General features: G+C 40.5%; 20 protein-coding genes. 10 read left to right on the top strand and 10 right to left on the bottom strand.

Features of this window, described 5'->3' with window-relative positions; translation table 11 throughout:
- Positions 1-29: 29 nt before the first annotated feature.
- Positions 30-1,244, bottom strand: a complete 1,215-nt coding sequence (locus tag CZ809_RS12600) for a pyridoxal phosphate-dependent aminotransferase (RefSeq protein ID WP_080157981.1) — start codon at positions 1,242-1,244, stop codon at positions 30-32.
- Between the two features lie 399 nt (positions 1,245-1,643).
- On the opposite strand from CZ809_RS12600, the gene CZ809_RS12595 reads away from it, so the two are divergent.
- The 5 genes from CZ809_RS12595 to menE all read left to right on the top strand — a co-directional run bounded on the left by CZ809_RS12595 (position 1,644) and on the right by menE (position 7,978).
- The gene (locus CZ809_RS12595; protein ID WP_080157980.1) at positions 1,644-2,978 is read left to right on the top strand and encodes an isochorismate synthase; all 1,335 of its coding nucleotides are present in this window, start codon (positions 1,644-1,646) and stop codon (positions 2,976-2,978) included.
- Positions 2,975-4,708, top strand: a complete 1,734-nt coding sequence (gene menD, locus CZ809_RS12590) for a 2-succinyl-5-enolpyruvyl-6-hydroxy-3-cyclohexene-1-carboxylic-acid synthase (RefSeq protein WP_210434285.1) — start codon at positions 2,975-2,977, stop codon at positions 4,706-4,708. Before CZ809_RS12595 ends, menD begins: the two co-directional genes overlap by 4 nt.
- Positions 4,692-5,504: a 2-succinyl-6-hydroxy-2,4-cyclohexadiene-1-carboxylate synthase gene (gene menH, locus CZ809_RS12585; RefSeq protein ID WP_080157979.1), complete on the top strand. Its 813-nt coding sequence runs from the start codon at positions 4,692-4,694 to the stop codon at positions 5,502-5,504. Before menD ends, menH begins: the two co-directional genes overlap by 17 nt.
- A gap of 87 nt (positions 5,505-5,591) precedes the next feature.
- On the top strand, positions 5,592-6,566 hold the full coding sequence (gene menC, locus CZ809_RS12580; protein ID WP_080157978.1) for an o-succinylbenzoate synthase: 975 nt from the start codon (positions 5,592-5,594) through the stop codon (positions 6,564-6,566).
- Positions 6,554-7,978 (top strand): o-succinylbenzoate--CoA ligase, encoded by a 1,425-nt coding sequence (gene menE, locus CZ809_RS12575; RefSeq protein WP_080157977.1) that lies wholly within the window; start codon positions 6,554-6,556, stop codon positions 7,976-7,978. The genes menC and menE overlap by 13 nt, the downstream gene beginning before the upstream one ends.
- A gap of 55 nt (positions 7,979-8,033) precedes the next feature.
- Here the strand turns inward: menE and CZ809_RS12570 are convergent, their stop codons facing one another.
- From CZ809_RS12570 to CZ809_RS12560, 3 genes are all read right to left on the bottom strand, one after another.
- On the bottom strand, positions 8,034-9,908 hold the full coding sequence (locus tag CZ809_RS12570; RefSeq protein WP_080157976.1) for an MFS transporter: 1,875 nt from the start codon (positions 9,906-9,908) through the stop codon (positions 8,034-8,036).
- Between the two features lie 18 nt (positions 9,909-9,926).
- Positions 9,927-10,523 (bottom strand): TetR/AcrR family transcriptional regulator, encoded by a 597-nt coding sequence (locus tag CZ809_RS12565; protein WP_080157975.1) that lies wholly within the window; start codon positions 10,521-10,523, stop codon positions 9,927-9,929.
- A gap of 197 nt (positions 10,524-10,720) precedes the next feature.
- The gene (locus CZ809_RS12560) at positions 10,721-11,125 is read right to left on the bottom strand and encodes an NINE protein (protein WP_080157974.1); all 405 of its coding nucleotides are present in this window, start codon (positions 11,123-11,125) and stop codon (positions 10,721-10,723) included.
- Positions 11,126-11,534: 409 nt separating this feature from the next.
- Between CZ809_RS12560 and CZ809_RS12555 the strand changes: the two genes are divergently transcribed.
- Entirely contained in the window at positions 11,535-12,407 is an 873-nt protein-coding gene (locus CZ809_RS12555) for a Tim44 domain-containing protein (protein WP_080157973.1), read from the top strand.
- A 282-nt stretch (positions 12,408-12,689) separates the two neighbouring features.
- Positions 12,690-12,935: a TIGR02647 family protein gene (locus CZ809_RS12550; protein ID WP_080157972.1), complete on the top strand. Its 246-nt coding sequence runs from the start codon at positions 12,690-12,692 to the stop codon at positions 12,933-12,935.
- A gap of 30 nt (positions 12,936-12,965) precedes the next feature.
- Here the strand turns inward: CZ809_RS12550 and CZ809_RS12545 are convergent, their stop codons facing one another.
- The gene (locus CZ809_RS12545; protein ID WP_080158164.1) at positions 12,966-13,217 is read right to left on the bottom strand and encodes a YkgJ family cysteine cluster protein; all 252 of its coding nucleotides are present in this window, start codon (positions 13,215-13,217) and stop codon (positions 12,966-12,968) included.
- 292 nt (positions 13,218-13,509) lie between these two features.
- Here CZ809_RS12545 and CZ809_RS12540 point away from each other — a divergent pair, with 292 nt between their 5' ends.
- On the top strand, positions 13,510-13,953 hold the full coding sequence (locus tag CZ809_RS12540; protein ID WP_080157971.1) for a YcgN family cysteine cluster protein: 444 nt from the start codon (positions 13,510-13,512) through the stop codon (positions 13,951-13,953).
- 90 nt (positions 13,954-14,043) lie between these two features.
- On the opposite strand, the gene ypfJ is transcribed toward CZ809_RS12540, so the two are convergent.
- The 3 genes from ypfJ to CZ809_RS12525 all read right to left on the bottom strand — a co-directional run bounded on the left by ypfJ (position 14,044) and on the right by CZ809_RS12525 (position 16,767).
- Positions 14,044-14,910, bottom strand: coding sequence for a KPN_02809 family neutral zinc metallopeptidase (gene ypfJ, locus CZ809_RS12535; protein WP_080157970.1), 867 nt, complete (start codon positions 14,908-14,910; stop codon positions 14,044-14,046).
- A 146-nt stretch (positions 14,911-15,056) separates the two neighbouring features.
- Entirely contained in the window at positions 15,057-16,013 is a 957-nt protein-coding gene (gene dusC, locus CZ809_RS12530) for a tRNA dihydrouridine(16) synthase DusC (RefSeq protein ID WP_080157969.1), read from the bottom strand.
- 76 nt (positions 16,014-16,089) lie between these two features.
- A complete protein-coding gene (locus CZ809_RS12525; RefSeq protein ID WP_080157968.1) occupies positions 16,090-16,767 on the bottom strand; it encodes an NAD-dependent epimerase/dehydratase family protein in 678 nt (225 codons plus the stop codon).
- 182 nt (positions 16,768-16,949) lie between these two features.
- Between CZ809_RS12525 and CZ809_RS12520 the strand changes: the two genes are divergently transcribed.
- Together CZ809_RS12520 and CZ809_RS12515 are read left to right on the top strand one after the other, a co-directional pair.
- Positions 16,950-17,603, top strand: a complete 654-nt coding sequence (locus tag CZ809_RS12520) for a YecA/YgfB family protein (protein ID WP_080157967.1) — start codon at positions 16,950-16,952, stop codon at positions 17,601-17,603.
- A complete protein-coding gene (locus CZ809_RS12515) occupies positions 17,603-18,028 on the top strand; it encodes a (deoxy)nucleoside triphosphate pyrophosphohydrolase (RefSeq protein WP_080157966.1) in 426 nt (141 codons plus the stop codon). The genes CZ809_RS12520 and CZ809_RS12515 overlap by 1 nt, the downstream gene beginning before the upstream one ends.
- An 89-nt stretch (positions 18,029-18,117) precedes the next feature.
- Here CZ809_RS12515 and dsbB read toward each other — a convergent pair whose 3' ends face one another.
- Both dsbB and nhaB read right to left on the bottom strand, forming a co-directional pair.
- Entirely contained in the window at positions 18,118-18,630 is a 513-nt protein-coding gene (dsbB, locus tag CZ809_RS12510) for a disulfide bond formation protein DsbB (protein WP_080157965.1), read from the bottom strand.
- 142 nt (positions 18,631-18,772) lie between these two features.
- Positions 18,773-20,362: a Na(+)/H(+) antiporter NhaB gene (nhaB, locus tag CZ809_RS12505; RefSeq protein WP_080157964.1), complete on the bottom strand. Its 1,590-nt coding sequence runs from the start codon at positions 20,360-20,362 to the stop codon at positions 18,773-18,775.
- Between the last annotated feature and the right edge of the window lie 368 nt (positions 20,363-20,730).

Raw genomic sequence — 20,730 nt, 5'->3', positions numbered from 1 at the left:
GTTATTTAACGGTATTATTATCGTGGTTGTTATTGACGATAGCTGTGCAGGAAGCGCTCTAAACGCACCATTGCTAGTTCAAGATCATCAACTCGAGGCAAGGTAACAATACGGAAGTGATCCGGTTGTTTCCAGTTAAAGCCAGTGCCATGAACCACTAAGACTTTTTCTTGGAGTAAGAAATCCATTGCAAAGCGTTGGTCATCAACGATATTGAACTTTTTCTGATCTAGTTTGGGAAATAAGTATAGTGCGCCCTTAGGTTTTACACATGAAACCCCAGGAATTTGAGTCAATAGATCATAAACTTTATCGCGTTGCTCCAGTAAGCGGCCACCGGGTAAAATTAATTCATTGATACTTTGGTAACCACCAAGTGCTGTTTGAATCGCATGTTGCATCGGTACGTTGGCACATAAGCGCATAGAAGACAGCATTTCTAAGCCTTCAATATAGCCTTTTGCTTTGTGTTTTGCGCCAGAAAGTACCATCCAACCCGCACGGAAACCACATACTCGGTATGATTTAGACAGGCCATTAAACGTGATGCAGAATACGTCTGGTGCTAATGGTGCAATCGAAGTGTGTTTTGCACCGTCATAGAGAATTTTATCGTAGATTTCATCGGCAAAAATAATCAGATTATGCTGACGTGCAATTTCAACAATTTCTAATAAAAATTCACGGCTATAAACAGCGCCGGTTGGGTTGTTAGGGTTGATCAGTACGATACCACGCGTATGAGGTCCAATTTTCTTCTTGATATCATCAAGATCTGGGTACCAATCAGATTGCTCATCACAGGTGTAATGTACCGCTGTACCACCAGAAAGAGAAACAGCAGCAGTCCATAATGGATAATCAGGGGACGGTACTAAAATTTCATCTTTATGATTTAGTAATGCTTGCATCGCCATTACAATTAATTCAGAGACACCATTACCAATGAAAACATCTTCAACATCAATGTCTAATAAGCCACTTTTTTGATAATGTTGTACGACGGCTTTACGTGCCGAGTAAATGCCTTTTGAATCACAGTAACCTTGTGATGTTGGTAAGTTACGGATCACATCAACCAGAATTTCATCAGGGGCATCAAACCCAAATGGCGCCGGATTGCCAATGTTAAGTTTAAGTATTTTTTGGCCTTCTTCTTCCATGCGTTTTGCATGCTTAAGAACGGGACCACGTATGTCATAACAAACATTATTGAGCTTGGATGACATCCCGAAATTTTGCATATAATACTTTCCTGATGATAATTTTTGGTATCCTCACAAATTACACTATAAAACCAGTTTAAAGGAACACCTTTCAGCATAAAATTTGGAAAAATAGTTTTTTGTGTTATTTCGAACCCATAGTAGCTGTGGTATTAACTACAGTTATTGTTAAGGTTCAGCTATTTATGCTGAAATATAGGATAAAGGAATGATGTTACTTCATTAGTCAGATGCTATTGAGTGAGGTAGAATACTCAGATCATTCGTCTTTGCTGATAATCAATGGTTTTCTAGCTAAGTAACCATTGAAATAAGAACGATTATTAGCAAAGAACCAAGTATGTCCATGATTGGCATATTTTTATCTTTCAGCCAGGGATGAGCCGTATTGGTGATATTTAGCTGAGCGAGGTTATCTTGACTGCGTTACAACAAGCCGTTGCATTATTGATTGCTAACATTAAACAAGCATCAGCAACAACTCAACGATTACTAGTAAAACTAGAACTGCCTGCAAATACTGATTTAATTGATTGGATGGATGCGCAATCTTTATTTCCTAAATTCTATTGGCAATCTCGAGATTGTCGTGAAGAAGTGGTTGCTTTAGGGCAGATAAAAACGTTTACCGATCCGTTAATCGCTGAACAAGTGATTAATGACGATCAGCGTGTTTGGGGTGGACGTTCTTTTGATGGGCATACTGATCGTAATCGACGTTGCCTGTCGTCTTTCTTCTTTTTGCCATTACTTGAAATCATTCGTTTTGATGGTGAGTGGCATCTTGCTGCAAATATGAGTGACGATAAGCCGCGTATGTTAGCGATGTTAGAAAAAATCGTTATCAGCCCTGATATCGTCACTGATATTGATAGCCGTATTTTAAGTCGTAGCTATAGCCCTGACTTTGCAGGTTGGTCAACCATGATTGATCAAGCTCTGACGGGAATCGCTAATGATGAATTTGAAAAAGTGGTGTTGGCTCGACGCACAACATTGCAACTTGATCATCCGGTATTGCCAGCACAATTGCTTAAAGCAAGTCGCGCCAGTAATAGCAATAGTTTCCATTTCTTAATGGCGCTAGATGCTGAGCATTGTTTTGTTGGGTCGACACCTGAGCGTTTATTTCAACGTCATGAGCGAGCATTACAAACAGAAGCATTGGCGGGCACGATTGGACGCGGAGCCGATACTCAAGAAGATCAACAATTGGCACAGTGGTTATTGGCGGATACAAAAAATCGCTATGAAAACCGTTTAGTGGTTGATGATATTGTTGAACGTTTGGTTCCTCAGTGTGAATCAATGAATGTTGCGCCAGTGCCTGAATTGGTGCAGTTACGCAAAGTGCAGCATTTAAAACGCAGTATTGATGGTCAGCTTAATGATGCTGTTTTCAGTGCCAACCTACTTGATAGCCTACAGCCAACGGCGGCTATTGCTGGTTTACCCCGTGATGCGGCGTTAAATTTTATTGCAGATCACGAACCGTTTGCCCGTGGTTGGTATAGCGGTGCTGTGGGGTATATTGGACAAAAACACAGTGAGTTTTGTGTCGCGATACGTAGTGCGATGATCAGTGGTGATGATTTACATTTGTTTGCAGGGGCGGGTATTGTGCCGGGTTCTGTTGCCGATAGTGAATGGAAAGAGCTCGATCGCAAAACATCCACCCTGTGCAGTTTGTTTGAACAACCCTGTTCTGATGATGTGAATATTATGGATAAGATGGGATATAAAAGCGCATGATACAGCCACCATTAACAACGAGCCAATCATACCGAGCTGCATTAAATGGTTGTTGGGCAAGCTTAATGCTTGAAGAGTTAATGAGACTGGGTGTGCAACATGTCTGTATTGCGCCAGGTTCTCGTTCGACACCATTAACGTTAGCGGCAGCAAAACTAACGCAACTTACGATTCATACCCATTTTGATGAGCGAGGTTTGGGTTTTTTAGCTTTAGGTTTAGCTAAAGCATCTCAATCTCCGGTAGCGGTTATTGTGACATCGGGTACTGCGGTCGCGAATTTATTACCAGCGGTGGCTGAAACAGGGCTTACTGGTGAAAAACTGGTACTGTTAACCTCTGATCGCCCCGCTGAATTACTTCAATGCGGTGCCAACCAAGCGATTCGGCAGCATGGGATCTTTTCTGATCATGTAAGTCACTTTTTAGATATACCAAGTCCAAGTTTGGATATTAGTCCTAATTGGTTGTTATGTGCTATTGATGATGCGATGCAGCAGCAACAATTACGTGGTGGTTCGGTACATTTTAACTGTCACTATCCAGAACCGCTGTATGGCGATGATGTTGATTTTAGTGATTACCTTACCCCTGTTGCACAATGGCAGCAGGATGCTACCCCTTACTGTCAGCATCAAGCGCTATTGTCATCGGCAATGGCAACTATTGATGCAACACAATGGCAAGCATTATGTGCTCAGAAAGGGGTGATTGTTGCTGGACGATTAGCGACGAGTGAGCTTAAAACTGTTCAACAATTAGCGTCAATATTAGGTTGGCCATTGCTGGTGGATCCGCAAGCGGGTGGCAGTAGTGATTATGCTGGCTTTGATGGCTGGTTACAAAACGGTGCCTGTCAGCATCATCTTCAACAAACGCAGGTGCTACTGCAATTTGGCGGTCGTATCGTTTCAAAACGGTTATTACAGTTTATTGGTCAGCATCAATGGCAGGCGTTTTTACTGATTGATCCGCTGGCTGGACGATTAGACTCTCATCATCGCCGTAGTCAGCGTATTCAAGCCAACATTGATGCATGGGCGCAAGCAGCAATAGCGTTAACAACTGAGTCACTATATTCACAATGGGCACTGCCGTTAGCTGAAGCATCGCAACGTTATTTTGATATTGTTGCAGCTCACAGTAATCGTTTTTCTGAATTAGGCTTAGCCGCACAAGTTATGCCGTGGATAGCGCCTCAAACAGAATTGTTTTTGGGTAATAGCATGATTGTTCGATTGTTGGATATGTGCGCTAAATTACCTTTAACCGCGACATTTGCTAATCGTGGTGCGTCTGGCATTGATGGCCTTATTGCAACGACTGCTGGTGTGCAGCGTGCTCGTAAAGCGCCATTAGTGTGTCTGATTGGCGATACATCGCTACTCTATGATCTCAATTCATTGGCATTATTGAATCAACATCAATACCCGATTGTGGTTATTGTCACCAATAATGACGGTGGTGGTATTTTTGATATGTTGCCTGTGCCTGATCAGCAAAAAGATGATTTTTATCGCATGCCTCATGGGTTTGAGTTTAGCCATGCGGCGGCGATGTTCGGTTTACAGTATTGCGCACCAACTTCATTGAATGCTGCTGAAACAGCTATTCGTAATGGTCAAGCACATATAGGTACAACTCTGGTTGAAATTAAAACGCCAGCGGGTGAAGCTGGAGCAATGCTAAAGGCATTATTTGCTGAGGTTGAGCATGCTACTTTATTCTGAAACTTTCGGTTCTAAAGCGAATGCTAATCAACCTACTCTCGTTTTTTTGCATGGCTTATTGGGTAATGGTCATGATTGGCGTTATGTGATTAGCCAACTGGCCATGACTCAACAATGCATGACTATCGATTTACCCGGTCATGGGCTGAGTGCGTTTGTTGATGTTGGCATGACAGCCGCAGCTTTAGACGGGGGATTTGATGCTATTCATCACGCACTGAATACAACCTTATCTCATCGTGGCGTTACTGATTACGTGCTTATTGGGTATTCGATGGGGGCGCGATTAGCCATGTATCATGCATGTGCATTAGCTGCTGATCCTTCTGTATCCTCTAATGGACCTCGATTAATTAAAGTGTTGCTTGAAGGCGGGCATTTTGGATTACCAAGTGCTGAACGAGAGCCTCGCTATCAACATGATCAGCGTTGGGCGGCACGGTTTGCTCAGCAACCATTAATCGATGTATTACAAGATTGGTATCAACAGTCCGTTTTTACATCATTGACGACAGCACAGCGACAAGCTTTGGTTACTAAACGAAGTGATAATTTAGGTGCTGGTATTGCTAAAATGATGTTGGCGACCTCGCTTGCTAAACAGCCACAATTATTACCTCAATTACAACAGCTTTCTGTTCCAGTACATTATCTTTGTGGTGAGCATGATACTAAGTTTCGAGACTTAGCTGCGGCTTGTGGTTTAGCCGTGACAGTCATTGATAATGCTGGTCACAATATTCATATTGAACAACCTGTTGCTTTTACGACGGCATTATTAACCTTTCTTGGTTAATAATAAGGTTATAAAGTAAAGAAGAGACTCTGTTTTCTGGCTAGAGTGTTTGTTAGATACAGCTTTAGCAAAATATAAGGAAATGTAATGCGCAGCGCTAAGTTATTTCAATACCAACTTCCAATGGATTCTGGGGTTATTTTACGAGATCAACGATTGGTTACACGTGAAGGTTGGGTGGTTGAGTTATGCCAAGATCAACAATTAGCTTATGGTGAAATTGCGCCATTACCAGAGTTTAGTGTTGAAACTGCTATAGAAGCAGGCGAGCAAGCACAACAATTACTCTCACAATGGGTTGCTGGTGAAGCACTTGATTTAGATGCTGCTTTTCCTTCTGTTGCGTTTGGTATTAGTTGTGCTATTGCGGAATTGGCCGCTGAACTTCCCGTTACTGGTAATTATTTAGTTGCGCCATTATGTTGTGGTGATCCTGATGATTTAGTGGAACGTTTTAATCAGATGCCGGGTGATAAAGTGGCTAAGATTAAAGTCGGCATGTATGAAGCTGTACGTGATGGCATTGTGGCAAATATGCTACTGGAAGCGATTCCTGATATGCAATTACGACTTGATGCAAACCGTCAATGGACACCATTAAAAGCCCAACAATTTGCGAAGTATGTTAAGCCTGAACACCGTAGCGGCATTGCCTTTTTAGAAGAACCTTGTCGTTTACCCAGTGACAGTTTAGCGTTTGCTCAACAAACTGGAATCAATATTGCTTGGGATGAAACAGTACGCGATGCTGGATTTGAAGTAAAAGCTGAACCTGGTGTGGCCGCGATTATTATAAAACCGACGCTAATTGGTTCTCTTGCACGATGCATTACATTGATCGAGCAAGCACATGCTGTTGGATTGACCGCGGTGATCAGTTCTAGTCTTGAATCAAGTTTAGGGTTAAATCAATTGGCACGTTTAGCACAATGGCAAACACCCAATGTGATTCCTGGATTAGACACTATGCAATTATTTCAAACCCAGTTAATGCAGTCATGGCCTGGTTGTGAATTACCAGTGATTTCTTTATCTGAATTAGACATGGTATGGCACAAATAATAGCAGAATTTCAAAAGTGGCCTTGGCAATATTGGGCCGAACAAAGACCTACTGAAATTGCGATTGCATTAGGTGATGTAAACGCCGGTGCAGTTACGTGGAATTGGATTGAAGTTACCGCTAATATTGAAACTTATGCACAGCGACTTGTGGCTCAAGGGGTCAAACGCGATCAATTAGTTGCGGTGATTGCGCCAAACAGTATCGACGTGTTGTGGCTGTTATTAGCGATTATTCGTGTTGGTGCCCGTTATGTTGGCCTCAATCCTAAATTGCCAGCTAAGGTGTTAATTGAGCAATTAACGGCATTGGATAATGATCACATTTGGTGCCCAGAGATAGATACGGCAGAACAATTACATGGGCATACGCTTTCTTTGAATCCTGCAGTAACGTCTGAACGTATTATTCCGGTGATGTGGCAAGAACACCGCCCGGTTTCACTGACGTTAACATCAGGTTCGACAGGTTTACCTAAAGCAGTTGTGCACCATCCACAATCGCATTTAGCCAGTGCGAGTGGGTTATTAAAGCAAATGACCTTTACCGCTGACGATAGTTGGCTATTGTCACTGCCGTTATTTCATATTTCAGGATTAGCGATTGTTTGGCGATGGCTATACCGTGGTGCACGTATCGTCTTGGTAGAACCAGCATTACAGCAACAAGCACTACAATGGGTCAGTCATGCTTCATTGGTGCCAACGCAATTGCAACGTTTCCTTGATTCCGAATACGCACACCAGCACAAGTTACAACAAGTGCTATTGGGTGGGGCTACCATTCCGGTGAGTTTAACCACGGCAGCAGAGCAAGCCGGGATTGAATGTTGGAGTGGTTATGGAATGACAGAAATGGCATCAACTATAACCGCTAAACGTGCCAATAGTAGTGCGGGTGTTGGGACGGTGTTACCTAATCGTGAGCTTATCTTACGTGAGGGTGAAATTTGGGTACGCGGTAAAGTATTATGTTTAGGATATTACCGCAATAATACGATTTTTTCGTTATTGGGCTATGATGACGATGATAATTGGTTTGCAACCAAAGACTTAGGCGAGTGGCATGATGATGAATTATTTATTCGAGGTCGTGCTGATAATATGTTCATTTCAGGGGGGGAAAATGTACAACCTGAAGATATCGAACAAGTGTTATTACAACACGCCGCGGTTAATCAAGTTATTGTACTGCCAATAGATGATCATGACTTTGGTGCTAGACCGGTGGCAATAGTAACCACAGCGCAACCGCTAGACAGTTATTTAGTCGATCAGCTTGTGACTTATATGTCGCAAAATGTAGCGCCACATAAGCGACCGATTCGCTATCTTTCATTACCTGAATGCTTTACTCAAAATGTAAAGGTTTCTCGTTCAGATTTGACTAAGTGGTTAGCATCACAAGATTAAAACTAAAAACAGATATGAGTATAAAGGCGAAGCATTATGGCTTCGCCTTTTTATTTTAGCGCTTATTACCACGTAATTCGATGACTTGTTGACGCAGTAATTGGCTATTGGTTGCTTCTGAATGTACACAATCTCCAGCAACAATGGTCACCTTTGACCAAAACCGTTTCGGCCATTTTAGTAAGGCATGTCCACCTTCACGACTAAAATAACTGCCCCATAATCCTTGTAAAGCAACAGGGATCACCGCAACGCTTGAACGCTTAATAATTAAATCGATGCCTCGCATGAAAGGGGCTATTTCACCATCTTGCGTTAAGTGTCCTTCTGGAAATACACACACAATATCGCCATTCTCTAAATAAGACGCAACGAGTGCAAATGCAGTACGGACAGATTTTCTATCATTTGAATCAACAGGAATCGCTTTGCAAGCACGACAAAAGGTATTCACAAGCGGCAAGTTATAAATGTTTTCGTCCATTAGAAAGCGAATAGGGCGAGGACAAGCGCCTGCTAATAATAACGCATCCATATAGCTAACATGGTTACAAACGAGCAATGTACCTCCCTGTTGAGGAAGGTTGTTAAGATTTTGATGCTGAACGCGGTACATGGTGTGAGTGACAACCCATACCACGAAACGCCAGAAAAAATCAGGGGCTTGAAAATAGATATATACTAAGACTAAGCCGTTTAATCCTGATAATAATAAGAAAAATTGAGGAATAGACAGGTGTAGTAGTGATAAACAAATAATGGCAGTAATGGCACTGATCACCATAAATACCGCATTCCAAATATTATTAGCTGCAATAATTTGAGCGCGTTGATCTTCTTGGGCACGTTGTTGCATTAAAGTATACAGCGGCACAATAAAAATACCGCCAGCGACACCGAGCAACAATAGCGAGATAAAAACAGGCCATAGTGAGGGTTGTGCCACAAACGTTAAGATAGAGTCACTAACCGGAATAATACTTGGGGTCATGGCGTAGAGCCCGAAACCAAACAGACTGATGCCAAAACAGCCGATAGGAACGATGCCGGGATCAATACGGTGGTGTGATAATCGATCACATAACATTGAACCAATAGCGATACCGATTGAAAATAAGGTCAGTAAGAAAGAAACAGAAGAGGCTTGGCCACCTAAATTGGATTTGGCAAAATTCGGGAACTGGGTTAAGTAACACGCGCCAAGGAACCAAAACCAACTAATACCGATGATACATTGAAATATGATTTTATCTTGCTGGGCAATTTTCATGGTATGACGCGTTTGTTGCCATGGACGCCAATGAAATTTGATATGAGGTTGGCTGGGTGGTGCTGGTGGAATCGCCAGCGAAGTGACATAACCTAAAATAGCAAACAGAATCACACTAATGGCCGCAATGTAACGGCTATTGTCACTGTTAGCAATAACACCAGCGATAATAGTGCCAAGTAAAATAGCCAGAAATGTGCCGGTTTCAACCAGTGCATTGCCAGAGACTAATTCACTTTTTTTAAGGTGTTGAGGTAATAATGCATATTTAGCTGGGCCAAAAAATGCAGACTGGGTGCCCATCAAAAACAACAAAAATAATAGCGATAGATAACTTTGGTAAATAAAGGCAATGGCAGCACAACACATAATAATGACTTCAGCCAGTTTGACTATTCGCATTATTTTCGCTTTATCATAAATATCAGCGAGAATACCGGCTGAGGCTGAAAATAAGAAAAAGGGCAGAATAAATAATCCCGCAGCTAAATTAATTAATAGATCAGCATTAAGTGGAAGTGTGTGTACTGAAGCATAAGCAATGAAAATCAATAGAATGTTTTTATAAACATTATCATTAAATGCCCCTAAAGCCTGTGTTAGAAAATAAGGTAAAAACCGTCGTTTAGTTAATAAGCTTGACTGAGGTTTAGGGGACATTCTGTTGTTCTCGTTAAATTATTTATGCCATGAATTAAGGTAGGTATCTAATAAATTATTGATCAATGCTTTACCATCAACAGGTGTTGAGGTGAATAATTTATCGTCTACAGTTAATAATGTAATACCGTGAACACCAGCCCAGATAACACGACTAGCTTCAAGTACTTCTTTATCGCTCATCTCACCATTAATTTGGCCAATTAACGCTTCAAGCATACCCGTCATATTATCAATACGATCTGTTTGCCATTCAGGTAGATCTTCGCCATTCATGGTATGTTGGAAAATTAACTGCCAGCGATAAGGGTGTGCGGTAGCAAAATCAAGATAACAGAAAGCAAGATTACGCAGTGCTTCTTGAGAAGAGGTTGAGTCGCGAACACACATTTCTGCTTGTTGGAATAATTCGTCAAGTGTTTGAGCTACGGCATGAAGGAGTAATAGATTATAGTTACCAAACACATTCACTAAAGTACTTGGAACATAGCCAATCATCGCCGCGACTTTACGTAAGCTCAGTTCATGGTGTGGGTGCTCATCGAGAAAGTTTTTTACTTGCTCAAGAGTCATACTTACCAATTCTTCGCGGGTGTGGTCATTTCTTCTTGCCATGGAATTATACTCTTTAAATATGTTTGCAGTTGTCGTAATTAGCCTAGTGATAGACTGCTTTTTTAATTATTCTAATAATTGTTATTTTGAACCATTATGGAAATTATAAATTTCACATAATGTAAGTATTGCGGCATTGATGCGGCTGTAATAAGCGGTGCATATAATGCCACAATATGAGTCATCAAATATAAATACTATGCTTTTTGTTTTTTGATATTTTCAAGCGACACTTGATCATTTAGCGTCCAAAAATCGATTAAAATACCGATGAGGAAAAAGCCAAAAGTACATAGATAGAGAATACCAGTTAACCATTTACCCATGTACATGCGATGAACACCAAATACACCAAGGAAGGTTAATAGTAGCCACGCAATATTATAATCAATTTCACCGCCGGCGAAGCGTAAATCAGATTCACGGTTCATTGACGGGATTAAAAATAAATCGATTAACCAGCCAATGCCAAACAAACCGAGTGTTAAAAACCAAATGGTACCTGTTACTGGTTTACCATAATAAAAACGGTGAGCACCTGTAAAACCAAAAATCCACAATAGATAACCCACAAATTTACTATGTGTATTGTTCTCTTGCATAGCTAGCTCCATTGAGAAAAGATCATAATAATTAATGAAAGTAACATTGTTGAACAGATATTGTTAACTTTCGTTGATGACATAAAAAACAGTATATAATAATAAACGTTTACTGCGGATAATATATGGAATGATATTGGAATTTTCACCTTTTAGGTTGTATTAGTTCAATTTATTACGCATAACTATGCGCATTAAATGGCTTTATGTTTAATTATATAAAAAAATACGTAAAATGATGCCTGTATTATTAGTGTTAGATGTCTGATTATTCTGCGTTTAATTTATTATTTGAAATATGCGTAATAGATGTTAAACGTTAGTAACAATTTTAATGAGTGATTAAATTGACATTTTGTAGCGAATAGCTACGATGCTTAGAGTTAATGACGAAGGTATATCGATTATTATGAAACGCTTTTTTACCGTATTTGCTCTTATTGTGGCTGTATCGTTTACAGCATCACATGCAGAAGCAAAAAGATTCGGTGGTGGTAAGTCATTTGGTAAAAGCTTTAAAACCGCTCCGGTTCGTAAGCAGCAACCGCAACAGACTGACACTATTCGTAAACAAAATCCAACCGCAGCATCATCGGCGAAAAAAGGCCTAATGGGTGGTTTGTTAGGTGGTCTTCTTGCTGGTGGTTTGTTAGCCGCTTTCTTTGGTGGCGCATTTGATGGTATCCAGTTTATGGATATTCTTATTATCGGTGTGATTGCTTTTGTATTGTTTAAACTATTTAAAGCAATGCGTGCGAATAAAGGTACACCGATGGGGCACCGTGAGTCTTATGCTGGAAATTCTCCTCGTCAGCCTCAACAGCAACGTCAACAACAGCAACAATTCCGCCAAGGTGCAGCACAACAACAATCATCTGGTTTTGAATCAACAGATAGCGATGTGCCGTTTAACTTACCGCCAAACTTTAATATGAATGCATTCCTAAATGGTTCGCGTGATCATTATCGTATTATTCAAGGCGCATGGAATCATAACGAATTAGAAAAAATTCGTGAGTACGTGTCTCCCGCTTTATTAGTGGATTTAACTGCTGAGCGTGCAAAGCTGTCTGAAGAACAACATACAGAAGTGATGTACGTTGATGCAGAACTTGTACGTGCTGATCATGATGCAAATATGGCTCAGTTAAGTATTAAGTTCAGTGGCCGTTATAAAGATAGCGTTGAAGGTGTAGAAGAAGATATTAATGATGTATGGCATTTAGAGCGTGATTTACGCAAACCTAATGCACCATGGTTAATTGTTGGTATTCAAGCATAATCGCGACAAAGAACAGTCAAAAAGCCGCTAATAGCAAATTGTTTCATATATTATGATGATTTTGTGAAGCGGCTTTTTTATATCTCTCAATAACTTAGGTCGTTTTTCATACAACGCTGAAACTTAATGACTGATAGATGTTCAATTTTTTGACGTGGATCTCATCTTGGTAGAGAAAGATCTTCAGATATTGATCTCTGCACCTAGTTTTCTTACCAACAAACGCTAATATTAATAATAGATTATTTATCCCACTGGGATTTTCCATATTAAGAGGTGACTATGCTGTACACTCCCGATATCGTTGATGAAATGAATCTGCTGGTAAAATTCCCTATGCACAGCAATATGGAAGGTATTAAGGTTCATAGCGATGCAAGTCCTACTGTTATCTCTGCAGCGCAACGTTTGTATGCGAAAGGATTAGTGACTGAAGAGGATGGAGGATATTTGACATATTCTGGCCATCAAGTGGTAGAAAATGCTAAAAATGCATTACGTATTCTGACTGGCGGGGCCAAAGAATAGCATTATTCTTCAGTAAGCAAGCAGCAATAATCATTCGGTTATTTGCTCAAGCTCGGTAATAATTGTTAAGGCTTGCTCGTTGGTATTACCACAAATATCAGAGCAAGCTTTAAAATTATGACACACCGCTGGGCGTTCTGGGTGACCAAAGAGTTTGCATAAATTGTTTTCATTTAACTGCACGCAACGTACCCCCGCAGGTTTACCATTCAGCATTCCTGGAATCGAAGATGATATACTCGGAGCAATACAGCATGCTCCACAACCCAAACGACATTCCATCATATTTATCTCTTTCTGCTTTACAAATTGGTTGCGCAAATTACCATTGTTAATCCTAAAAGCCAAATGACTTGGTGATTTTATCGATCTCGATTATTTACAGGTTGGTAATTTATTCCTACGCTAAATGATAATAGCTATTATTTCTGTCGGTATTGGTGATTAATAGGTATTTTTAATTTGCAGTTTACCGTATTGATCGCTATAAAAACCGCCTGCTTTATTTTTTGATAAGCTCATTCATTATTGTGGCGTATTGAACGACACAAATAACAATACTGGTGTAAGTATCATGACCCATTTTTGGCAACAGAAAGACTTAGCGACAATGACAGATCAAGAGTGGGAATCACTTTGTGATGGCTGCGGTAAATGTTGTCTACATAAGTTAATTGATGATGATACCGATGATATTTATTACACCAATGTCGCGTGTAGTCTGCTCGATAATCAAACATGTTCATGTAAAGATTACGCAAACCGATTTGAGTCAGGCGAAGAGTGTCTTAAATTAACTCGTGAGCGCATTGATGAGTTTGTATGGCTACCTGAAACATGTGCTTATCGTTTGCTTGCTGAGGGTAAACCTTTACCTGAGTGGCACCCATTGATCACGGGTTCTAAAGAAGCAATGCATGCTGCAGATGAATCTGTGCGCAATAAAATCGTGTATGAAATTGACGTGATTGATTGGGAAGATCACATCCTAAATCATCCTAATCGTATTAGTGAATAAGCCGCTAATTGTTTGTTGATTTAATAAAAAATGCCCTCGTCACTGACCGTTTCGAGGGCATTTTTAATTTGATTACACTCTTAGTGCAAATTATGGACGAGCAAAAGTATTACAGACTTTTGGATCGCCTGATTTAAAACCTTTTTTAAACCATGAAATACGCTGTTGTGAACTGCCATGGGTAAAGGCATCTGGCTGTACAGCTTGTCCTGCTGATTTTTGTAAACGATCATCGCCAACGGCACTAGCAGCATTGATCCCTTCTTCTATATCACCCGCATCAAGCATGCCTTGTTGATTGACATAGTGACCCCAAACACCAGCGTAGCAGTCGGCTTGAAGCTCTAACTTTACACTGAGTTTATTGGCGGTGATTTTATCGCTTCGCTGTTGTAGTTGATGCACTTTATCACTCGTACCAAGTAACTTTTGAACATGGTGACCAACTTCATGAGCGATAACATATGCAAAGGCAAAATCACCTGGTGCGCCTAATTTATTAAGCTCTTTAATAAAGCCAAGATCAAGATAGATTTTTTGATCTGCAGGGCAATAAAAGGGACCCGTTTGTGCTGAACCTGTGCCACAACCTGTGCGAGTAACATTGTTATACAGCACTAGTGTTGGTGGTTGATATTTCCCCGATAGTTGCTTGTCCCAAACACTTTCTGTGGTACCAAGAATAGCGGCGACAAATTGCTTATTCTCATCATTTGATTGTAGTGCGGCTTTCTTCGGTGTGTGAGATTGTTGTAGACCAAGGGAGGAACCGCCACCAGTGAAATATTGAAAAGCTAAAAATAAGCCGCCGATGACTAAAATGATTCGACCTATTTTACTGCGCATCAGTAAGGGAACTAAACGCAATAATCCTGCCGCTGGTAGACCAGCTTGAGCAGGGCTATCGCCACGTCGATCTTCAATGTTTGAGCTTTGGCGAGAATTCTTCCAACGCATTATCAATCCTTTACTTTTGTGGGGAGTCGCTGATTAAATAATGGCTCAAAAACATACGTTAGTGGTATTTTTCTTAACAAGAATATATTGATGAGCCAGCGAGTGATAGCCGTGAATATATCTAACGCTATGATTAGATATATTTTTTAAGCGGTTAACGACAATTGTTGTTGTGCAAGTTCTAATCGTTCAATAATTGGCGCTGCTTTATTGAGACAACGAATATCAGTAAATAATAATTTCGCTTGTGGATATTGATGACGTAAATAAGCAAACCATTGTTTAACACGGTTGGGGTAATATAAGCCTTTATCGCCTTTGATTTCAAATTGCGAGTAGGTTAATAATAAGGCTAACACTTGTTCCCATGTCATCGGGGCTTGGTTATATTTAACCACATTACCTAAATTGGGTAAGTTTAATGCACCACGGCAAACCATTAATGCATCAGTATGGGTTGCGGCTAAACATGCCTGGCCATCAGCATGGCTCCAGACTTCGCCATTGGCAATAATCGGTAATGTAACATGCTGGCGAAGTTGACGAATGTAATCCCATTTGATGGTGTCTGCTTTATAACCATCATCTTTTGTTCGAGCATGAATAACCATTTCATCAGCGCCAGCCTGCGCAATTGCGTCGGCAATCTCAAAGCATTGTTGCGGATCATCCCAACCTAAACGTACCTTAGCGGTTACAGGTTTGGTTGGATTAACCGCGGCACGAGTGGCTTTTACTATCTGATAGATTAACTCAGGTTCTTTTAGTAATACCGCACCACCACGGCTTTTATTTACTGCTTTGGCTGGGCAACCAAAGTTAATATCGATGCCAGCAGAACCAAGGTTACACGCACGGTGAGCATTTTCAGCCATCCATTGTGGATCTTGACCTAATAGTTGAACACGAACTGGTGTACCAGAGCGTGTTTTACCGCCTTGATGTAATTCAGGACATAAACGATAGAAAACACTATTGGGTTGTAGGCTATCAATGATACGTACAAATTCAGTTACGCAAAGATCATAGTCATTAATCTCGGTTAGCATCTCACGCATTAGATGATCTAATACGCCTTCCATCGGGCCTAAAATAACTCGCATAGGGGTGTTTGCTCTACTGGTAAATAGCTAAGGGGCAAGAGTCTAGTGCGAGTTGGCTAATTTGTCATCTTTGTTTTTACTTTGATTGTAGATGATAGCCTGAAATAATTGTGGTTGGTCGTAATTGGTGCTTATCACATGTGATGGCTAGTTTTAGCATACTGGTTGCGACATCTTCGGCAGGAATAGGCAGGTAGTGTTGCAGTGGGCCAACCATTAATGGATGAATAACATCAAAAATACGTTGAATAACTAATTCATCTTGGCGGGGTTGATTTCGTTCGCCTTTAAGTGGACCTGGACGAACAAAGACACAATGTTCAAATGCTAAAGTGGTTAATGCTTGTTCCATCTTCCCTTTACAGCGTAAATAATGAGAAGGGGAGTATTTAGAGGCGCCTAAGCTGGATACCACGAAAAGGTGCTTTACACCCAAATTTTTCATCGTAATAGCGACATTTTTAACTAAATCAACGTCAATCGCTTCAAGCTCTTGTTTTGTGCCCGCCTTTTTTTTGGTTGTTCCTAAACAGATAAAACCATATTCAGGTACGGGTTGATCATTCTCCCAAGCAATAATACGTAATTGACTGTCTATAATTTGGTGTAATTTCTTACTATGAAAAGGTAATGGTCGACGAGCTAAAGCGTAGATATGATCAAAACGTGGGTGGTCGAGTAATTGATGTAATAGCTCAGTACCGACTAAGCCGCTGGCTCCAGCAATAATCGCATTCAGTGAACGGGGTGACATAAGTGTATCCATCATATATAAGTCGAGGGCTATAAATAACGTATTTTTATTTAATTTGCTTTTAACTTTATCAAATTTTAGCGATTAACGGCGATTAATGGTGTCGTTATGGCTATTGCCATGCATATTCGACGTATAATAGCGGTAAAGTGAATCAAAAGAATTAACCTGTAGGACATCGAATGAATACATTAATGACGTTACCATCACATTGGCAAGGGATGTCAGCGGCTTTTATTGAAGGTGCTTTATTTGCTGCGAATGCTAACCCAAAGCCAATGGAGCCAGAAATATGGCTGCCAGTTTTAATCAATGGTGGTGGTGATGAAGCTGCGGTTGTCATGGTTGATGACGCCGATAAAATGCCAATTCTTAGTCATTTTGAAATGCAATATCGTAAGGTTAAAGCGGGTGAATACCAATTACCAACGAATTTGATTTGGCAGCAAGATGGCAGTAATCAAAATGCGTTACGTGAGTTTGCGCAAGGATTTTTGGCTGTGTGGGCATTCATTGAGCCTAATTGGCAACAGCAAACCGTTTCTGATGGCACCATGCGCATGTTGTCAGCACTATTAACGACATTAATGTTACTGGTGGATGAAGCGGCAACATTGGCGCAAATGGAACAAGCGGGTGTTACTGGTATGCCAGCAGCCAGTGAGTTATATACACAGTTACCCTTAATGCTAACCGAAGTGATGATGGCGGCGGATCAATTGCAAATAGGTTCTGGAGCTCAAGCAATTAATCCATTTAAAGGTATTGGACGTAACGATCCTTGTCCATGTGAAAGTGGCAAGAAATTTAAACAATGCTGTGGTAAAACGCTGTAATGACAATAGCAAAGCCACATGTCATTGTTGTTGCGGGGGTGATTGAAAAGCAGGGATATTATTTTATTGCCCAACGGTTTGATGATGCGAGTCAGGGGGGGCTGTGGGAATTTCCTGGTGGCAAAGTTGAGCAGGGTGAAACCCCAATACAAGCCCTTGAACGAGAACTGTCTGAAGAGCTGTCGATAACGACTACAACGGGAATGTGGCTTGCTGATAGTGTGTTTGATTATGGTGATAAAGTCGTTGAGCTTAAAGGTTATTTATCCCATTGGCGGCAAGGGGATATTATGCTCAATAGCCATCAAAAAATAGCGTGGGTTTCATTACGACAATTAGCGGATTATCAGTTTTGTGCTGCTGATTATCCTATTATTGCCGCGTTACAACAGTATATAGCTTCAAGAGATAGCGATATTAGCTAAGTACACGTTGCTACTATAGTGGCGCATAAAAAAAGCGAAGCATTGTGCTTCGCTTTTTTTATATTCGTTTTTTATGTAGCTGTAATAGCTTAGCGCTTGTTACCAAAAAATTGTGCAATAACCATGACGGCCCAAACAATAAGGTTGGCAGCAAAAATGATTACTAGCCATTGTGGCATTGAAAGATCAAGGAAGGTCCATACCACTTTGGCACAATCACCATAGGCTTCAAACATCCATGGAACCCAATGGTTAAGTGGTGCCCATGAAGGAAATTGGACAAATAAATCACAAGTAGCAAAGGGTGATGGGTTAAATTGAAATCCTACATGTTGATAGGCTAATTCAAGACCACGGTAAGCACTAAATCCCCAGCCAGCTAATCCTAACCAGCGTAATAGGCCATTTTTAGGCGCCAATAAACCAATTAGAGCGGCAATACCAATCCCCATCATTGCAACACGTTCATAAACACACATTACACAGGGTGCGAGTTTCATTACATGTTCAAAAAAGAGTGCAGAACTTTCAAAGAAAATAATGGACAGTAGCAATAGCAACCAAGCTAAACGTGTTTTTGAAAAAGAATTAAGCACTTTCATTCTGGATACTCTAATGGCTAACTGGATAAAACAAAGCCCTGAACATCAGGGCCTTGAAATGATAAATGGCACTTATTACTGAACGTTATTCAATCATAGCTCTGAAGATAAGTAAATCGTCATATAAGTCGATTGTGTTCTTTTAATGACCTACCGCAGGAATTAATGCCGCAGCATCTACTGTGCCTTGTGTTAACCAATTCATACTATAAAACCAATCAGTCATCGGAACTAATAACAGTTCAATACCGGCTAAACCCACAAAGGTTAATACGATTGTATAAGGTAAAGCCATATACACCATACGTCCGTAAGAAAGTCGAATGAGCGGTGCCAACGCAGAGGTTAGAACAAATAAGAAGGCCGCTTGACCATTAGGTGTCGCCACTGACGGTAAATTAGTACCAGTATTGATAGCAACAGCTAACATATCAAATTGATTGCGATCGATAACACCATGAAGTAATGCTGCTTTAACTTCATTAATGTATACCGTGCCAACAAACACATTATCTGAAACCATCGATAAGACACCATTGGCAATATAGAACATGGTCAATTGTGAACTACCTTCAAGGCTTAACACCCAGCCGATAATTGGCGTAAATAGTTGTTGATCAATAATGACAGCAACGACCGAGAAAAAGACTGCAAGTAGTGCGGTAAAAGGTAAAGCTTCTTCAAACGCCTTTCCTAATGCATGTTCTTCCGTTATGCCTGTAAATGCGGTTGCAAAAATAATGACCGTTAAACCGATTAATCCTACCGCCGCTAAGTGCATTGCTAGACCAACAATTAACCATACCGCAATAATACCTTGAACGATAAATTTAGCGTAATCAAGGTTAGTGCGACGTTTACGTTCTTCGTTGTCTAAATCAACCAAAATCGTGCGAACATTTTCAGGTAATTTTGCGCCATAACCACAAATTTTAAATTTCTCAATCAACACACAGGTAAAGAGACCACAAATCAGCACTGGAATAGAAACCGGTGACATACGAATAATGAACTCACCAAATTGCCAACCCGCTTGATCGGCAATAATTAAGTTTTGTGGTTCACCAACCATGGTCATTACACCACCGAGTGCCGTACCTACACCGGCATGCATTAATAAACTACGTAAAAAGGCACGGTAGTTTTCTAAATCGTCACGACTCAGTTCTTGAACATGATCATCATCGGTATGATCATGATTGGCGCTTGGATCTTGCCCTGAAGCGACTTTATGATAAATGCTATAGAAGCCAACCGTTACACTAATAACGACGGCAATAACGGTTAATGCATCAAGGAAGGCAGATAAGAATGCCGCCATGATACAAAAAGCGAGAGAAAGCAGTATCTTAGATTTTATGCTAATGAGTATTTTGGTGAAAATAAACAGCAACAGCTGCTTCATGAAGTAGATGCCAGCCACCATAAAGACAAGCAGTAATAATACTTCGATATTTGCAACAAGCTCGTGCTTTACTTGTTCAGCACTGGTCATGCCGATGGCGACAGCTTCAATAGCAAGTAAGCCACCAGGTTGGAGCGGGTAACATTTAAGTGCCATTGCTAAAGTGAAAATAAATTCCACTACCAATAACCAACCAGCAACAAAAGGATCAACGAGAAAGAAAACCAGTGGGTTAATGATAAGAAAAGAAATAATTGCAATCTTGTACCAGTCAGGCGCCTTACCTAAAAAGTTCTTTATGAAGGCATTCCCTAGCGATATAGCCATGTTTGAATCTCTTATTATTAGTGCAAATTTAAAGGTACGAAATGGTCTAAAAGCCGCCCGCGAGCACTAATCAGCAGAGAATTGATGGCGTCATGCCAATAATTTTTAGCAGTGATAAGTTCTTTAAGATAAACACCATAAATAACCGATGATGATATTTAACTTAAAGCAGGCAGCAGCGTCCATTTGCTCCCAGTTTGTTAATGATAACTTTACCGATTGAAATTGATTAGTCAATCGCAGACATAACTATGTAAAATTATTATGACATTTTCATCACAAACTGAGGGTGATACCTAAGACATTAAGGGTACAATATACAGAATGTTAAAGGCAAAATATCGCTAGCTGATAAAATAATGCAACCA

It is taken from the genome of Photobacterium piscicola (genome assembly GCF_900166965.1).
GTDB lineage: Bacteria > Pseudomonadota > Gammaproteobacteria > Enterobacterales > Vibrionaceae > Photobacterium > Photobacterium piscicola.
This window is presented reverse-complemented; position numbering and strand designations above follow the sequence as displayed.

Bases quoted from the DNA above. Each gene is read 5' to 3' on its own strand.
- CZ809_RS12600 (WP_080157981.1), bottom strand. From the start codon at position 1,244: ATGCAAAATTTCGGGATGTCATCCAAGCTCAATAATGTTTGTTATGAC.
- menD (WP_210434285.1), top strand. From the start codon at position 2,975: ATGATACAGCCACCATTAACAACGAGCCAATCATACCGAGCTGCATTA.
- menH (WP_080157979.1), top strand. From the start codon at position 4,692: ATGCTACTTTATTCTGAAACTTTCGGTTCTAAAGCGAATGCTAATCAA.
- menC (WP_080157978.1), top strand. From the start codon at position 5,592: ATGCGCAGCGCTAAGTTATTTCAATACCAACTTCCAATGGATTCTGGG.
- menE (WP_080157977.1), top strand. From the start codon at position 6,554: ATGGCACAAATAATAGCAGAATTTCAAAAGTGGCCTTGGCAATATTGG.
- CZ809_RS12570 (WP_080157976.1), bottom strand. From the start codon at position 9,908: ATGTCCCCTAAACCTCAGTCAAGCTTATTAACTAAACGACGGTTTTTA.
- CZ809_RS12565 (WP_080157975.1), bottom strand. From the start codon at position 10,523: ATGGCAAGAAGAAATGACCACACCCGCGAAGAATTGGTAAGTATGACT.
- CZ809_RS12560 (WP_080157974.1), bottom strand. From the start codon at position 11,125: ATGCAAGAGAACAATACACATAGTAAATTTGTGGGTTATCTATTGTGG.
- CZ809_RS12555 (WP_080157973.1), top strand. From the start codon at position 11,535: ATGAAACGCTTTTTTACCGTATTTGCTCTTATTGTGGCTGTATCGTTT.
- CZ809_RS12550 (WP_080157972.1), top strand. From the start codon at position 12,690: ATGCTGTACACTCCCGATATCGTTGATGAAATGAATCTGCTGGTAAAA.
- CZ809_RS12545 (WP_080158164.1), bottom strand. From the start codon at position 13,217: ATGGAATGTCGTTTGGGTTGTGGAGCATGCTGTATTGCTCCGAGTATA.
- CZ809_RS12540 (WP_080157971.1), top strand. From the start codon at position 13,510: ATGACCCATTTTTGGCAACAGAAAGACTTAGCGACAATGACAGATCAA.
- ypfJ (WP_080157970.1), bottom strand. From the start codon at position 14,910: ATGCGTTGGAAGAATTCTCGCCAAAGCTCAAACATTGAAGATCGACGT.
- dusC (WP_080157969.1), bottom strand. From the start codon at position 16,013: ATGCGAGTTATTTTAGGCCCGATGGAAGGCGTATTAGATCATCTAATG.
- CZ809_RS12525 (WP_080157968.1), bottom strand. From the start codon at position 16,767: ATGTCACCCCGTTCACTGAATGCGATTATTGCTGGAGCCAGCGGCTTA.
- CZ809_RS12520 (WP_080157967.1), top strand. From the start codon at position 16,950: ATGAATACATTAATGACGTTACCATCACATTGGCAAGGGATGTCAGCG.
- CZ809_RS12515 (WP_080157966.1), top strand. From the start codon at position 17,603: ATGACAATAGCAAAGCCACATGTCATTGTTGTTGCGGGGGTGATTGAA.
- dsbB (WP_080157965.1), bottom strand. From the start codon at position 18,630: ATGAAAGTGCTTAATTCTTTTTCAAAAACACGTTTAGCTTGGTTGCTA.
- nhaB (WP_080157964.1), bottom strand. From the start codon at position 20,362: ATGGCTATATCGCTAGGGAATGCCTTCATAAAGAACTTTTTAGGTAAG.